This is a genomic window from Knoellia koreensis, assembly GCF_013041615.1.
GTDB lineage: Bacteria > Actinomycetota > Actinomycetes > Actinomycetales > Dermatophilaceae > Pedococcus > Pedococcus koreensis.
On record NZ_JABEPQ010000007.1, the window covers coordinates 28,517 to 42,660 of the forward strand.

The 14,144-nt window shown below is 72.2% G+C and carries 11 protein-coding genes; 7 read left to right on the forward strand and 4 right to left on the reverse strand.

Features of this window, described 5'->3' with window-relative positions:
* The first annotated feature begins 19 nt into the window (after positions 1–19).
* The 5 genes from lon to HJG52_RS19635 all read left to right on the forward strand — a co-directional run bounded on the left by lon (position 20) and on the right by HJG52_RS19635 (position 6,241).
* On the forward strand, positions 20–2,464 hold the full coding sequence (gene lon / locus HJG52_RS19615) for an endopeptidase La (protein WP_171245334.1): 2,445 nt from the start codon (positions 20–22) through the stop codon (positions 2,462–2,464).
* Positions 2,465–2,689: 225 nt separating this feature from the next.
* Complete coding sequence (locus HJG52_RS19620; RefSeq protein ID WP_171245335.1) at positions 2,690–3,616, forward strand: DUF2510 domain-containing protein; 927 nt, start codon at positions 2,690–2,692, stop codon at positions 3,614–3,616.
* Positions 3,617–3,657: 41 nt separating this feature from the next.
* Positions 3,658–4,614, forward strand: a complete 957-nt coding sequence (locus tag HJG52_RS19625) for an alpha/beta hydrolase (protein WP_346767867.1) — start codon at positions 3,658–3,660, stop codon at positions 4,612–4,614.
* Positions 4,615–4,664: 50 nt separating this feature from the next.
* Positions 4,665–5,084: a YciI family protein gene (locus HJG52_RS19630; protein ID WP_171245337.1), complete on the forward strand. Its 420-nt coding sequence runs from the start codon at positions 4,665–4,667 to the stop codon at positions 5,082–5,084.
* A complete protein-coding gene (locus tag HJG52_RS19635; protein WP_171245338.1) occupies positions 5,084–6,241 on the forward strand; it encodes an RNA polymerase sigma factor in 1,158 nt (385 codons plus the stop codon). The genes HJG52_RS19630 and HJG52_RS19635 overlap by 1 nt, the downstream gene beginning before the upstream one ends.
* Here HJG52_RS19635 and HJG52_RS19640 read toward each other — a convergent pair.
* The 3 genes from HJG52_RS19640 to HJG52_RS19650 all read right to left on the reverse strand — a co-directional run bounded on the left by HJG52_RS19640 (position 6,222) and on the right by HJG52_RS19650 (position 9,587).
* Positions 6,222–6,695, reverse strand: coding sequence for a hypothetical protein (locus HJG52_RS19640; RefSeq protein ID WP_171245339.1), 474 nt, complete (start codon positions 6,693–6,695; stop codon positions 6,222–6,224). The two genes, HJG52_RS19635 and HJG52_RS19640, sit on opposite strands and share 20 nt — an antisense overlap.
* 105 nt (positions 6,696–6,800) lie before the next feature.
* Entirely contained in the window at positions 6,801–8,453 is a 1,653-nt protein-coding gene (locus tag HJG52_RS19645; protein ID WP_171245340.1) for a peptide-N4-asparagine amidase, read from the reverse strand.
* A gap of 129 nt (positions 8,454–8,582) precedes the next feature.
* Positions 8,583–9,587, reverse strand: a complete 1,005-nt coding sequence (locus HJG52_RS19650; protein WP_171245341.1) for a helix-turn-helix domain-containing protein — start codon at positions 9,585–9,587, stop codon at positions 8,583–8,585.
* An 82-nt stretch (positions 9,588–9,669) separates the two neighbouring features.
* On the opposite strand from HJG52_RS19650, the gene HJG52_RS19655 reads away from it, so the two are divergent.
* Positions 9,670–9,999 carry a hypothetical protein gene (locus HJG52_RS19655; protein ID WP_171245342.1) on the forward strand — a complete coding sequence of 110 codons (330 nt, stop codon included), beginning with the start codon at positions 9,670–9,672 and terminating at the stop codon, positions 9,997–9,999.
* On the opposite strand, the gene HJG52_RS19660 is transcribed toward HJG52_RS19655, so the two are convergent.
* The gene (locus HJG52_RS19660; RefSeq protein WP_171245343.1) at positions 9,977–12,949 is read right to left on the reverse strand and encodes a glycoside hydrolase; all 2,973 of its coding nucleotides are present in this window, start codon (positions 12,947–12,949) and stop codon (positions 9,977–9,979) included. The genes HJG52_RS19655 and HJG52_RS19660 overlap by 23 nt on opposite strands.
* 184 nt (positions 12,950–13,133) lie before the next feature.
* Between HJG52_RS19660 and HJG52_RS19665 the strand changes: the two genes are divergently transcribed.
* The gene (locus HJG52_RS19665) at positions 13,134–14,144 is read left to right on the forward strand and encodes a LacI family DNA-binding transcriptional regulator (protein ID WP_346767868.1); all 1,011 of its coding nucleotides are present in this window, start codon (positions 13,134–13,136) and stop codon (positions 14,142–14,144) included.

Here is a 14,144-nt window from a genome sequence, read left to right on the forward strand (position 1 = left end):
AATCGGCGTTGCACGGTCCATGACGAACCAGACCACCCCGGCAGGCGGCGCCGGCGCAGACCAGGCCGCCACGTTCCCGGTCCTGTTCCTCGACGACGTCGTCGTGCTCCCCGGCATGGTCGTCCCCGTCGAGCTGGACCCCAGCGCGCAGGCGACCCTCGATGCCGCCCGCGCCGGCCGCACCCCCACCAACCACACGTCCACGGATGGTGACGAGTCCACGAGCCGCGACCCCGCGGCATACCAGCACGTCCTCGTCGTTCCCCGCATCGACGGGCACACCGGTGTGGTCGGCACCGTGGCCGAGGTCACCCGAGTCGGGCGTATGCCGTCCGGCGAGCCGGCGGTCGTCCTGCGCGCCCTGCACCGGGCCACCATCGGCCGTGGCACGGTCGGGCCCGGCGCCGCCCTGTGGGTCGAGGCCGACGAGATCGACGAGAGCGCCACCCCGAGCGAGCGCGCCCAGAAGCTGGCGGCGGAGTACAAGACCGTCCTCAGCTCGATCCTCCAGGGCCGCGGTGCCTGGCAGATCCTCGACGCCGTCCAGCGGATGACCGAGCCGGCCGAGCTCGTCGCCTCCGCGGGGTACGCCCCGTGGCTCGACGGCGCGACCAAGCTGCGGCTGCTGGAGACCATCGACCTCGAGGAGCGCCTCGCCGACCTGCTCACGACGGCCAAGGACTACCTCGCCGAGGTCGAGGTGACCGACAAGATCCGCGAGGACGTCCGCGAGGGGATGGAGAAGACCCAGCGCGAGTACGTCCTGCGCCAGCAGCTCGCCGCCATCCGCAAGGAGCTCGGCCAGCTCACCGGCGACGGTGACGCCGACGCCAGCGTCGACTACCGCACCCGCATCGAGGCGGCTGACCTGCCCGAGGCCGTCCGCGAGGCCGCTCTGCGCGAGGCCGACCGGATGGAGCGCTCCCCCGAGGCGTCGCCCGAGACCGGCTGGATCCGCACCTGGCTCGACACCGTGCTCGACCTGCCCTGGTCGGAGCGCACCGACGACACGACCGACATCACTGCGGCCCGCGAGGTCCTCGACACCGACCACAGCGGCCTCGACGACGTGAAGGACCGGATCGTGGAGTACCTCGCCGTCCGCGCCCGCCGCGAGCAGCGCGGGATGCAGGTCGTCGGCGGTCGTGGCTCGGGTGCCGTGCTCGCCCTCGTCGGCCCGCCCGGCGTGGGCAAGACCTCGCTCGGCGAGTCCGTCGCCCGCGCGCTCGGTCGGAAGTTCGTCCGGGTCGCCCTGGGTGGCGTCCGTGACGAGGCCGAGATCCGGGGTCACCGCCGCACCTACGTCGGCGCACTGCCCGGCCGCATCGTCCGCGCCATCAAGGAGGCCGGCTCGATGAACCCGGTCGTGCTGCTCGACGAGATCGACAAGGTCGGCTCGGACTACCGCGGCGACCCGGCTGCGGCCCTGCTCGAGGTGCTCGACCCGGCGCAGAACCACACCTTCCGCGACCACTACCTCGAGCTCGACCTCGACCTGTCCGACGTGGTGTTCCTCGCGACGGCCAACGTCGCCGAGACCATCCCCGGTCCCCTGCTGGACCGGATGGAGGTCGTGCGGCTCGACGGCTACACCGAGGACGAGAAGGTCTCGATCGCCCGCGACCACCTGCTGCCGCGTCAGCTCGAGCGGGCGGGCCTGACGACCGACGACGTGGCCATCGAGGACGAGGCGCTGCACCTGCTCGCGTCCTCGTACACCCGCGAGGCGGGCGTGCGGCAGCTCGAGCGGTCCGTCGCCAAGGTGCTGCGCAAGGTCGCGACGAAGCTCGCCATGGAGCAGGACGTGACCACGCCGGTCGGCGTGACCGTCGACGACGTGACCGACTACCTGGGCCGTCCGCGGTTCGAGCCCGAAGCGGCCCGGCCCGACGGAATCCCTGGTGTCGCAACGGGATTGGCGGTCACCGGTGCCGGTGGAGACGTGCTCTACGTCGAGGTCGCCATGATGCCGGGCAAGCCCGGTCTCACCCTCACCGGCCAGCTCGGTGACGTGATGAAGGAGTCCGCCGCGATCGCGCTGGGTTACCTGCGCGCCAACGGCGAACGCCTCGGCCTCGACACCAGCCCACTGGCCGACCACACCGTCCACGTGCACTTCCCCGCCGGGGCGGTCCCCAAGGACGGCCCGAGCGCCGGCGTCACCATGACGACCGCGCTCGCCTCGCTCCTCACCGGGCGTGAGGTGCGCACCGAGGTCGGCATGACCGGCGAGGTCTCGCTCACCGGGCGGGTCCTGCCCATCGGTGGCGTCAAGCAGAAGCTGCTCGCCGCCCACCGCGCCGGCCTCACCGAGGTGATCATCCCCAAGCGCAACGAGCCCGACCTGGACGACGTCCCGGAGACGGTGCGCGAGGCGCTGACGATCCACCTCGCCGAGGACGTGGCCGACGTCGTCGAGACCGCGCTCGCGCCGGTGGCCCAGGGCGCCACGGTCGCCGCCTGACACGACACCCCTCCCAGCCGGGCTGGGAGATGCACGAGGCCCTCGTATGCCGGCCGGCCGGCATACGAGGGCCTCTCGCGTTCGCGCGTGATGACAGACGCGCGGATCGCCCGCAAGCCAAAGGCCTCATCCGTTCGGCTGGTTTTTGGTTACGGATATGGCATGAAACGGCATGAGACTCCTAAAGTCGGCGCAGTTCCCCCCACGACGACCCGAGGAAAACCGTTGCGTGAGAATCGCCCTGCAGGGTGGTACCGGGACCCCGACGGTGGGGTCGGCCAGCGGTACTGGGACGGCGTGCAGTGGACCGACCGCTACGGCGTGACCAAGCCGCTGCGGCTTCGTCCCCTCGCGCTCGCCGGCGCGCGCATCGGCACCGGTGCCCTCGCGATCGTCGTCGCCGCCGGCCTGCTGGGCCACGAGACGATCGTGCAGAAGCAGACCGTCGAGCTCGCGGCCCAGGCCACGCCCACCGGTGGCACGTCCAGCCCGCAGGTGCACCAGAACGCCGCCTCGGCGCTGCCCGCCACGCCCGGCCCGAGCAGCACCAGTGCCGTGGGCAGCAACACGCCCGCCATGACCTCGACGTCCGCGCCGGTGGTCGGCAGCCCCGCGAGTGCGGCGGTGCGCCTCGTCGACGACCGCGCCACCAACCAGGGCCGGCTGCCCGGCCAGCGCCCCGCCTCCGCGAAGCCCGCACCCACCCCCGGGCCCGCGACCGTGACCACCAGCGGGTCCGGCAGCACGAGCGGGTCCGAGTCGGTCACCGGCAGCGCCGGCAAGGGCAACGGCAAGGCCAAGGGCAACGCGAAGACGAAGGCCAAGGGCAAGACCGGCGTGACCGCGTCGACCCGGACCAGCACGGCCACGCCGACCGGCAGGGGCACGGCGAAGGCGCAGGTCACGACCACGCCGGCCAAGCCGGGCAAGGCCGCGAAGGCTGCCAAGGCGGCGAAGGCTGCCAAGCCCGCCAAGCCCGCCAAGCCCGCCAAGACCAAGGCGAAGGCCAAGGCTGCGAAGACCAAGCCCGCCAAGACCAAGGCGAAGCCCAAGGTCAAGACCAAGGGCAACGAGGTCAAGGACAGCGGCGGGCTCCACCAGGCCAAGCCCAGCACGCTCGGTTCGCTGACGATCCAGGACTGGGGTCGCTAGGTCGCCCTCGCGATGCCGCCGGCGATGGCACGATGGCTCCCGTGAGCACCCACGACACGTTCACCATCGCCACCGGCGACGGCACCCAGCTCCACGTCAACCGCTGGCTCCCTGCCGGTGACCCCAAGGCGGTCGTGCAGATCGCCCACGGCATGGCCGAGCACTCCGACCGGTACGACCGGTTCGCGCAGCGGCTGACCGACGCCGGGTATGCCGTCTACGCCAGCGACCACCGCGGCCACGGCCGGACGGCCCGCGCGGACAGCGACAAGGGCTACTTCGCCGACCGGGACGGCTTCGACACGGTGGTCGCCGACCTGGGCCTCGTTGGTGACCACGCCCGGGAGGAGAACCCCGGGCTCCCGTTCTTCCTCTTCGGCCACAGCATGGGCTCGTTCGTCAGCCGCGCCTACGCCATCTCCGACGGGGACCGCCTCGACGGGCTGGTGCTGTCGGGCACGGCCGGTGACCCGGGGCTGCTCGGCAAGGTCGGCGGCATACTCGCCGCGACGCAGGCGCGCCTGCGCGGACGGCGCCACGTCAGCGGGCTCATGGACTCGCTGACGTTCGGGCAGTACGGCAAGGCGTTCAAGCCCACCCGCACCAAGTTCGACTGGCTGTCGCGCGACGAGGCCGAGGTCGACAAGTACATCGCCGACCCCGACTCCGGCAACGTCTTCACCGCCGGCTTCTTCGCCGACCTCCTGCCGGCGCTCGCCCGCATCAACAACGACGCCGAGGTCGGCCGCATCCCCAAGGACCTGCCCGTCTACCTCGTGTCGGGGTCACTCGACCCGGTGGGCGACAACAGCAAGGGCGTGGAACGGGTGGCGGGCCAGCTGACCCGGCTCGGGGTGCGCGACGTGCAGGTGCGGTTCTGGCCGGAAGGGCGGCACGAGGTCCTCAACGAGACCAACCGCGACGAGGTGATGGACGACTTCGTGCGCTGGTTCGACAGGCATGTCGAGAACGACGGGTCGGCTCCGTCCCGGGGGTGATGGCGGCCGAACCCGTCGGCCACCGACCATCCCGACCAAGGAGAGCCACCATGGCGAAGTACCTGTTGCTCAAGCACTACCGCAGCTCGCACGCGCAGACCGGCAAGGGCCAGCTGCCCCCGATGGAGACGTGGACGCCGCAGGAGGTCGACGACCACATCGCGTTCATGGACCACGTCGCCGACACCCTGCGCGAGCGCGGCGAGTTCGTCTCCGGGCAGGCGCTGCGCCCCGAGGGGACTTTCGTCCGGTTCGACGGTGAGGGCCGGCCGCCGGTGACCGACGGGCCGTTCGCGGAGACCAAGGACCTCATCGCCGGCTGGATGATCATCGACGTCGACTCCCAGGAGCGGGCCTACGAGGCCGCGGCCTTCCTGTCGGCCGCCCCGGGGCCCGGGGGTGAGCCCATCCAGGAGTGGATCGAGGTGCGCCCGTTCCTCGAGCGCGAGGCGCCGTCGGTCACCGACTGATGACCGAGGTCGAGGTCGCGCTGCGGGACCTCACGCCGCAGGTGCTCGGTGTCCTCGTCCGTCGCGGCGCCGACTTCGCCGCGGCCGAGGACGCCGTGCAGGAGGCGATGGTCGAGGCCGTTGCCGCGTGGCCGGACCTGCCGGGAGGTATGCCGCGTGAGCCCAAGGGCTGGCTCGTCACCGTGGCGTGGCGCAAGTTCATCGACGCGCACCGCTCGGAGGTGGCGCGTCGCCGCCGCGAGGAGCGCGAGCTGGACGAGCCCGCGCCCGGCCCGACCGAGCAGGCGGACGACACGCTGCTGCTCTACTTCCTGTGCTGCCACCCTGCCCTGACCCCGGCGTCGGCGGTGGCTCTGACGCTGCGGGCCGTCGGCGGGCTGACGACGAAGCAGATCGCCCAGGCCTACCTCGTGCCGGAATCGACCATGGCGCAACGGATCTCGCGCGCCAAGCGGACGGTGGACGGTGCCCGCCTCAACGAGCCGGGTGACCTTCGGTCGGTCCTCACCGTGCTCTACCTCGTCTTCAACGAGGGCTACGGCGGGTCGGTCGACCTCGCGGCCGAGGCGATCCGGCTGACCCGCCAGCTGGCGCGGGTCAGCGATGAGCCGGAGGTCGCCGGGCTGCTGGCGCTGATGCTGCTGCACCACGCCCGCCGACCGGCCCGGCGCGACGCCACCGGTGCGCTGGTGCCGCTGGCCGAGCAGGACCGCTCACTGTGGGACACCGCGCTCATCGCCGAGGGCGTCGACGTGCTCCAGGTTGCGCTGGCGCGCGACCGGCTGGGTGAGTACCAGGCGCAGGCGGCCATCGCGGCCCTGCACGCCGACGCCCGGACGGCTGAGGAGACCGACTGGCCCCAGGTGCTCGAGTGGTACGACGAGCTGACCGCGCTCACCGACTCCCCCGTCGTCGCCCTCAACCGGGCCGTGGCCGTGGGTGAGGCCGACGGTCCGCTCATGGGGCTCAAGGCGCTCGCGGACGTCCCGGGTGACGTGCCCCGGCGCGACGCCGTCGCGGCATACCTGCACGAACGCGCGGGCGACCTCGCGAAGGCGAGGGGCCTGTATGCCGCAGCAGCACGTGCAGCGACCAACGCGGCCGAGCGCGACCACCTGACCCGGCAGGCCGCACGGCTCAGCCGCGCCGGCGCGTGAACACCGCCTGACGACCGCCGATGACCTCTTGGCTGTGGTGCGTGAACCGGATGACCTGGTTGTCGTCGATGCCCTCCCACCCGGTGCTCAGCGGAGGCAGCTCATCCTCCAGTGGTGGTGGGGGCGGCTCCCACGCGGCATACGTCGACTCGTCCCAGGCCAACGTACTGATCACGTTGCGCTGCAAGGAGATTCGCACGTCGGTCGGAATGGAGTCGAGGACGGTCCCCGCACGGCGGCGCTCGGCTGCGACCAGCAACCGCGCGAGGCGGGACACGAGCTCGGGTGTCAGGCGCTCACCCGTCAGGCACTCGTCCCGCAGGGCCACCAGCACGAGGTGGCGGTGCTCGACCGGTGCTGCCGCCAGCGCGCGTTCGTGCGCGCCGCGAAGGGCCTCGACCTCCACGGTGGCGACGAGGAACGCGTAGCGGCGCGCGAGTTCGTCCGGCTCCATACCCGGCGAGCGTAGGAGCGCGGGCGCCGGGGGAGGCACCCCGCGGTCGACGCCGTTGTCGAGACGTGACACCGGCGTGACCGCGGGGTGACCGAGGCGCCCGGCCTAGCAGCCGGTGCGGTCGACGGTGAAGGTGCCGTTGACCGAGGTGAGGTCGCGCGAGTAGCAGCCGAGCAGCGGGTCACCGGTGAGGCGGTAGGACTCGTTCGTGGTGGCCATGCCGTGACGCTGGTCGCGCGGCACGTTGTAGACCCACGAGGCCTTGCCGTCGTAGGTGTCGCTCATCGACCGGTTGAGGACGGTGCGGCCGAAGCGCATGGCCGTGGAGTCCTGGGCGTAGGTGATGGTGATGTCACCGGTCACGTCGTAGGCGCCGTCGATGCCGGGGTGGGGGTGGAACCCGAGGGTGCCGTCCTTGGCGTAGCGCAGGTCCTCGGTGGTGACGCTGGGCTTGCCGTTCGCCGTGGTGACGGTGCTGGTCGACCGGTCACGCCAGGTGGCCTTGAGGACGTCGTCGGCCTCGTCGTCGGTCCAGCGGTGGTCGCTGTCGTTGGTGAGGTCGCGCTGGACGGTGGTCGTGACCCGGCCCTTGGACGTGTCGAGCCAACCGGAGGCGGTGAAGGATCGCCGGGCGCCGAGGACGACCGAGCCCGCCTTGTCGCCCGCGCCGGTGACGGTGCTGTCGATGGACGCCGCGGGTGCCTGGAGCTTGGTGAGGCCGCCGGTGACGACCTCGCGGTCCGGGTCGGTCCAGACCCGGAACCGTGGCGCGAGGGTCCAGCCGCTCTGCCCTGCCGGGACCCCGGCGACCGAGATCCTGACGTCGTGGGCCCGGCCGTCATTGAGCAGGCCCGCAAAGGGAGTGAGGTCGTAGCGCAGCGGCGGGATGTCGAAGGCGTTCGGCGACGGGATGGTGTACCAGAGGAACGGGTTCGACCAACCGCCGGTGTAGATCACGGCGTAGGGCAGGGCGGTGCCGGCGAGCTTGCCGTCGATGGTGACGTCGACCTCGCGGTAGGGCAGGCCGTCCGAGCACGAGTAGCCGGTGCTCGCCGGGGCGCTGGTGTCCCAGAACTCCTCGCACCCGCCGCCGGAGCCGGTGGCGAACACGTCGGCCGCGACCTGGGTGGTGTTGCGCGGCAGCGTAATCGAGCCGACCAGGTCGGTGTCCTCACGCCGGCTGTCGGCCAGGGGGAGCACCCGGTCGGCGGTCTTGGCCGGTCCGCGCCCATCGCCGGGCTGGTAGAAGTCGAGCCAGACCTGGACGTCGAGAACGCCGGTGTAGGTCTCGTTGACGACGTTGCCGATGGACATCTGCACCTGCTGCCTGGTGGTGAACAGCGGCGCGAGCTCGGTGAGGTCCTTCTCGACGTGCCAGGTGATGCCGTCGGGGCTGGGCTCCGGGGTGGAGGTGGTGAGGACCCGCACGCCGCCCACGTCGAGCCAGCCGAGCCGGTCGAACTGGCGACCCGCGACCGCGCCCTCCATCCGCAGCCGCACCGCCGACCACCTCGTGCCGCACGCGGCCGGTGGCGTGAACTCGTTGCTGTAGACGGCGAAGTCGCGGAACTCGTGGTCGACGATCTGCACCGAGCAGGACTTGGTGTCCGGCACCGGCACGGGAGGCGCGGCGGTGCGGGGGTTGTCCCAGTCATTGCCGAACTCCGGCGGCGGCGTGGCGCCCGCCGCGGCGGTGGTGGCTGCGAGAGGGGCGAGCAGGGTGGCGGCGGCGATGGCCGCAAGGAGGCGGGGGCGCATGGCCGACAAGGTAGGCCCGACCCGCGGGTACCGCGACCGGAGCCGCCGCCCGCGGTGGAAGGTTCAGGGATGCCAGGGGCGCGGCATACTGCGCCTCTGGCAGCCCGCTGGGAGGGGCGCTGGGCGGACTCAGCCGGTCTGCATCGGCACCTCGCCGAAGCGCCGACGGTAGGCCGCGGGCGTCGCGCCCACCTCACGGGTGAAGTGGTGCCGCAGCAGCGCGGCAGTGCCGAACCCGACCTCCCGCGCGACCTGCTCGACCGACAGGTCGCTGCCCTCGAGCAGCTCCTGCGCCCGCAGCACCCGCTGGCCCGCGATCCACCGCCCGGCCGTCGTGCCGGTCTGCTCGTGGAAGCGGCGCACCAGCGTGCGCTGCGACCATCCCGCGCGCGCGGCGAGGGCAGCGAGGGTGTGCTCCTGCTCGAGGTGGTCGCGCACCCACGCGAGCAGCTCGCCGAGGCCGTCGCCACGCGGCTCGGGCAGCGCCGCCCGGACGAACTGGCGCTGCCCACCCTCGCGGTGCGGCGGCATGACGAGCTGACGCGCGACGAGCGCCGCCGTCGCCGGCCCGTGCGTGGTGCGCAGCAGGTGCAGGCAGGCGTCGACGCCCGCGGCCGTGCCCGCGCTGGTGATGACCGTGCCGTCCTGGACGTACAGGACGTCGGGGTCGACGTCGATGGACGGGTATGCCGCGGCGAGCTCGCCTGCCCACCGCCAGTGAGTGGTCGCGCGGCGCCCGTCGAGGATGCCCGCCTCGGCCAGGACGAAGGCGCCGGTGCACAGCGAGACGACCCAGGCGCCGCGGTCGGCGGCGGACCTCAGGGCCGCGAGGACGTCGGCGGAAACCGTTGCGGGAGTGGGCATTCGGGGTGCTGCCGGGACGATCACCACGTCTGCCTCGGCGACGGCGGACAGGTCGTGGCTGGCCGTGAGGGTGCCGGCCCCCACCAGCGGTACGGGCACGTCCGGGTCGTCGGTGCAGACCCGGAAGTCGAAGGCCGGCCAGCCCGCGTCGCGTTGGGGCGACCCGAAGATCTCGGCCGCGACGCCGAACTCGAACGGTGCGATGCGGCTCGGCAGCACCAGGGCGACGGTGCTGGTGGACGGGTGCGCTGCGGGGTTTCGGGCACTCACCGGGCCAGTATGGCCAGATTTGGCTCAACCGTGTCAATCGCGCCACTCGTGGCGGGATGACGCCCCAGCACAAGATCGAGCCATGACCGATGCGACCTTCATCCTCGACCTCATCCTCGGGCTCGCCCTCGTCACGGTGGTCGTCGGCGGCGCGCTCGTCCTCGCCGGCCGCGAGGCGGGCGAGGCACGCGAGCCGGCCACGCGGCATACCCATCGCGTCCGCGGATCTGGTCGCGATGGCAACCAGATCCGCGGACGCAAGCGGGGCTGGGCCAGTGTCTGCAGCGATGCCCGGCGCGGTGCCCGCGAGCTCGCCCGGGCCCGAGCCGTCGCGACCGGCACGCGGCCGGATCCACGGCTCGGCACCCGCGACGAGCCCGAGCGGGACCTCAGCCGGCGGACTTCGCCATGACCTCGATCTCGCTCACCGTCAGGTAGCTGTCGGCGGTCATGACCACCCGCACGGCAGTGGTGCGCGTCGGCGTGACCGGCACCGACACCACCGGTGCGCCCGGTCCGGTCTGGGGCACGGCCACGTCGCCGGACACGGCGGTCCAGGCGCCATTGACCAGGGCCTCGACGCGAATCGCCTTGGCGTAGCTGACGTTTCCGCCGTCCTGGTAGAAGCGCGTGACGACCCGGGTGACGTCCCGAGGTGCCGGCAGGGTCACGGTGATCGTGTCGCCCGGACGCTGCGCGCCGGAGGTCCAGTTGGACCAGCCCTTGTCGGCGAGGTTGCCATTCACGACGCCCTGCGGCGAGTAGCCGGGCTCGCTGTAGGTCGCCGTGGCGGTGGTGCCCGGCGTCAGGGCCGCGTTGGCCTCCACCGGCTCGGTGACGGTGACGACGCACGTCGCGGGCACGGTGGAGCCGTCCGGCAGTGTCGCCGTGCCGTGCACCTCCACCTGTCCGACCCGGTCATAGGTCTGGCCGGTGCTGTCCCACGTCACCGGGAGGGTGACCTTCGCGGCATACCGGTCGGAGACGGCCGTGACCGTCCGCGGCAGGTCGGGTATGCCGCCCACGTAGGTGCGTGCCGACGCGGGCTGGGTGCTCGAGACGGTGTCGACGGTGACGACGGCCCGGACCGGGTACTCGGTGCCGGTGGCCGGGTCGGTGGCGGTGCCGAACACGAAGACCTGGCCGGTCTTCTGCCACCGCACCGAGGGCACGGCGCGCCACTGCACTGGGATGGCCGTGGCCCCGCCGCTCGCCCGGTCCGGGACCACGGTCTGCGGCAGCTGGGGCGCGACGCCCGGCATGGTGAAGGCGGCGACGTCGGTGACGCCGCGCACCGTCTCGTCGGTCACCTTCCACCGCTGGTTCGCGTCGGCGTTCGGCTGCCACACACCGACGGCGGACCCGTCGGCGGTCGCCTGGCCACCGACCTCTATGTTGCCCGGGCCGGTCACGCTCGCGATCGTCCACGTCCCGTCACCGGTGGTCGACAGGTACCACTGGGCGCCGGCATCCGGTGCCGTCTGGGCCGGTTCGAGGACGAGGGAACCGCCTCGCAGGGCCACCTGTCGTCCGTCGAGGGCCCGCAGATGGTAGCGCTCGCGGTTGCTGACACCAGTGGTGACGGGGGTGACGGTGAACAGCTGGTCGCCACTGGCCGAGTCGGTGCCGCGGATGACGAGCGAGCTGGTCTCGGCGTCGAGCGACTTGCCGCTCTGGACCCCGGTGAAGCGGTAGAGGCTGCCCTCCTTGAAGGTCGCCGCGTCCTTGGCGACGTCCCGGACGTTCGACACGACCAGGGTCGTCACCGACTCGGCCGGCACCCGCACGGTGGCGCTCGTGCCCTGCACCGCGACGGGGGTCCGCTGCACGAGGGCGCCGCTCGCGTCAGTCACGACCGCGGTCACGCTGGCGCCGGGCCCCACGTGGCGGAACTTGGAGAGGTCGAGCACCACGTCGCGGGGGCTGCTGGTGTTGTTGGTGTGGACCAGCGTGGCGCTGCGGTCGGCGGCCCGGATGGCGGCGACGGTGTTGGTGTCGTTGACCTTGACGAGGCGGTCACCCGGGCGGATGTAGTGGGTGAAGTTGCGGACCGTGTTGAACTTCTGGTTCGTGTAGATGGGGCAGGTCTGCAGCGTGTCGGTCGAGGTGCAGTCGAAGGGCAGCTGGATCGAGCCCCAGTTCGCCCCGGCCGCGCTCTCACCGCCCGGCTTCATGTTGTCGTAGTCCTCGACCGGCTGCCAGAACACCCATGCCGACGGCTCGAGCTCGCGCAGGTCGTCGGTCATCCGCTGGGCCATGCCGAGCCCGGGCTCCATCGAGGTGAAGCTCTGGCCGTTGCCCCAGCTGCCCTCGACCTCGGACATCCACAGTGGCTTGTCCTCGGACTTGGACAGGTCACGCACGGCCGTGCGCTGGCTGGTGCCGTAGGTGTGGACGTTCATCTGCGCCACGGACGCCTTCACGTCGGCGGGGTAGGTCATCCAGTTGCGGACGAAGGTGCCGGGGTTGGTCTCGTCCATCGCCGAGATCTTGGCGCCGGTCGAGGAGGAAGCGAGGACCGGTGCGAGGGCGCGGATCACGGTCTGCTGCAAGGCCGGTCCGATGTGCGCGCCCTCCTGGCGGCCGCCGGTGGGCTGTCCGTCCGCGCCGAGCTGGGTGCCCCAGTAGCTCGTGTTGGGCTCGTTGAACGGGTCGATGGTGTCGACCTTGATGCCGTGCGCCTGTTCGAGCCGCTCGGTGGCGCCGACGACGTACTTGGCGAAGTCGCCGACGCTCGAGGTCTTGAGCTGGTCCTTCGACGCGTCGAAGTTGCCCGAGACGTAGCCCGACTCGGTCATGAACCACGGCGGGGAGTTGCTGAACGTCTCCCACTTGGTGATGCCCGGCTTGATCCGGTCGACCCACCACCGCTGCGTGCGGTCGGCGTCGGGGTTCCAGTCGGCGGGGTCGTCGGCCGACCACCACGTGGTGTCGGCGTGGGTGGTGCCGGCCGGTGCTTTCCACCAGCCCTCGACCGCGCCGCCGGGGCGAAGGTAGTCCTTGACGTCGGGAGCGTTGCCACCGCCGATGTTGTAGCGGGCGATGTTGAGGTTGAGGCCGTCCTTGCCGAAGACCAGGTCGGCGAGGCGCTCGCGGATGGCCGGCGGGTAGTCACCGGTCGCGTTGGCGAACCACACCAGGCTGGTCCCCCAGCCCTCGAAGGCCGGCTGCTGGTAGGACGGATCCGGCTGGACGCGGACGGTGGGCACCTGGTCGGCCGAGGTCGCCGCGGGGAGGGCGAGTGCGCCGGTGGCGGCTTCGCTGGGCGCGGCCGCGGCCAGACCCGCGCCGGTGAGGGCGAGGACGGCCGCGCCGGCGGCCAGGGTCCGGGCCCGGCGGCGGGCGGGGTTCGGGTGGGTCATGGCTGGGCCTTCCTGGTGCGACGTCGGTGGCGTGCCGGGAATGGGTGGCAATGGGCTATGTTTGCGTAAACATCGCCTCGAGTACGGTCGCAGCCGGGGCGAGCGGGTGTCAAGGGTCGTCCACGAGCAGGCCATCATGGGACCGCCGGCTCGACCGGCGTAGGCGCGAGGACGGAGGTGACCGGTGGCGACGAGACGGGCCTCGATGGCCGACGTGGCGCGGCTGGCCGGGGTCTCCGCGCAGACCGTCTCGCGGGTGAGCAACGGCGAGCCCAACGTCGTCGACACCACGCGGGAGACCGTGCTGCGAGCCATGGCCGAGCTGGGTTACCGTCCCAACAGCGCCGCGCGGGCGCTCAAGCGCGGAGCGTTCCGCGCCATCGGGGTCATCACCTTCACCCTCGCCACGACCGGCAACGTGCGCACCCTCGAGGGGATTGTCGCGTCCGCCGCCGCGCAGGACCACGCGGTCACCCTCATCCCGGTCGACGCGCCGACCCAGGACGCCGTTCGCGGTGCCTTCACCCGCGCCGGGGAGCTCGCCGTCGACGCCGTCATCGCGATCATGGAGACCCACCTCGTCGGTGACGCCCCCGCCTTCTTCCCGCCCGGCGTCAAGGTCGTCGTCGCCGACTCCGACGACGCCGGCGACCGCCACCCCGTGGTCGACACCGACCAGCGGGCGGGCGCCCGTGCCGCGGTCGAGCACCTGTTGGGCCTCGGGCACGCGACCGTCCACCACGTGGCCGGTCCGGAGCATTCGTATGCCGCGCAGCGTCGCCGTGACGCGTGGCGCGCAACCCTCGAGGCGGCCGGGCGCCCGGTGCCAGGGGTGCTGCACGGCGACTGGTCGCCGGAGTCGGGGTACGCCCTGGGGCTGCGGCTGGCCGAGGACCCTTCCTGCACAGCAGTTTTCGCGGCCAACGACCAGATGGCGCTCGGCATCCTGCGGGCGATGCACGACCGGGGTCGGCGCGTGCCGGACGAGGTCAGCGTCGTGGGTTTCGACGACGTCCCGGAGGCCGCGTCGTTCATCCCACCCCTCACCACGATCCGGCAGGACTTCGAGCAGATCGGTGCGCTGTGCGTCGAGCGGGTCCTCGGCCAGGTGCGCGGTGACGGCCCGGCCACCGGGACGACCCTCGTCCCGACCGAGCTCGTGGTGCGGGAGAGCACGGCCCCACACCGGGGATGA